This window comes from Streptomyces sp. 8K308, from assembly GCF_004348315.1.
Taxonomy (GTDB): Bacteria; Actinomycetota; Actinomycetes; order Streptomycetales; family Streptomycetaceae; genus Streptomyces.
Genome location: NZ_SMKC01000611.1, coordinates 1 through 1578, shown reverse-complemented (window position 1 = coordinate 1578; position 1578 = coordinate 1). Strand labels below are relative to the sequence as shown.

1 protein-coding gene and 1 pseudogene are annotated in these 1578 nt (G+C 71.3%); both read left to right on the top strand.

Annotated features, from left to right (window positions below; translation table 11 throughout):
• Positions 1–992 (top strand): annotated as a pseudogene (locus E1265_RS37660) (hypothetical protein); the annotation flags it as partial.
• 149 nt (positions 993–1141) lie between these two features.
• A partial coding sequence (locus E1265_RS36150; protein ID WP_165954023.1) for a protein kinase occupies positions 1142–1578 on the top strand: 437 nt, incomplete at its 3' end.

Sequence of the window (1578 nt, the reverse complement as noted above, 5' to 3'; positions counted from 1 at the left end):
CGTCCCCGCCGCACGGCTACGGCTACCCGCACCAGACCACGGGTGCCACCAACCCCTACGGCCCCGGCGCCCCCACGGGCACGCCGCCCGTGCCCGACAAGCGGCGGAACAACGTGCCGCTGATCGTGGCGGCGGCGGTGGCGGTCCTCGCGGTGGCCATCGGCGTCGGCGTCTTCGCGCTCGGCGGCGGCGAGGACGAGCCCGATCCCGGCCCGACCGCGGGCGGCGACCCGACGCCGACCGAGTCCCCGAGCCAGGACCCCACGCCGACCGAGCAGCCCACGGAGGGACAGGGGGGCGGCACCGTCCCGTCCGACCTCGTCGGCGCCTGGGAGGGCGAGATCCTCGACGGCGACGACAGCATCTTCGTCCGGATGGAGATAGCCTCAGGCAACCAGGGCGACACCGTCGCCACCCAGTACACCGTGCTGCCCCAGGGCCTGTGCGTCGAGCATGCCTCGCTCGCCTCGGTCGACGGCGAGACGATCTCCCTCTCCCCCGAGGGCATCACCAGCGAGACCCCCGACGGCATCAACTGCCAGCCGTTCTCGGACCAGACCGCCGCGGTGCAGTCGGACGGCAGCGTGCTGTGGCAGACCTCAGACGGCGGCCGGCTCACCATGTCCCCGGCCGCGATGGCCCCCGGCGACGACGGCATGCCGTTCGCGATCTACGACGCCGTGTACAGCGACGACGACCTCTCCGTCGAGTTCGGCGGCATCGTCACGGCGGGCGAGGTCGCGCTGACCTTCAGCCAGCCGGACGGCGACTGCGTCTGGGAGTCCGAGCTCGTCAGCGGCGGCACGGACGGGGGAACCCTGCTGGCCGGGCCGGGCGCCGTCACGCAGGGCGACTGCGACCCGCTCCCCTCCTACCGCCTGAACTTCGACGCGGTCGACCTCGGCGGCTTTGTCACCGGAGAGAACGCGTCCAGCATCGACTTCACCCCGTACGGCGCCGAGGAGCCGGAGTTCACGCTCGAGCGGGAGTGAACGCGGCGACGATTCGGTCAAGAAATGGCATCAACCACAACCATGAGGGCGTTGCGGGAACCGATTACGGTTCGGCCTCTGTCCTCCCTAGTGTCTACGGGCCGCCGTATTCTCATGAGGCCTTACAGAGCGAAGAGGAGTAGTTCAGCATGAAGCCGCTCGGGCCGACAGATCCTCAACGGGTTGGCCAGTACCGACTGCTGGGGAAGCTGGGCGCCGGCGGGATGGGCAGCGTCTACCTGGCGCGCTCCGACCGCGGCCGCACGGTGGCCGTGAAACTCGTCCAGCCGGAGCTGGCCGCGCAACCGGAGTTCCGGCAGCGCTTCCAGCACGAGGTCGACGCCGCCCGCCGGGTCGGCGGCGACTGGACCGCGCCGGTGCTCGACGCCGACACGCTCGCCGAGACGCCGTGGGTGGCCACCGGCTATGTCGCCGGACCCTCCCTGCACGACGTGGTCGCCAACTCCTACGGGCCGCTGCCCGAGCGCACCCTCTTCATCCTGGCCAACGGCCTGGTGAAGGCGCTGCGCGACATCCACGGCGCCGGCCTCGTGCACCGCGACCTCAAGCCGTCCAACGTGATGAT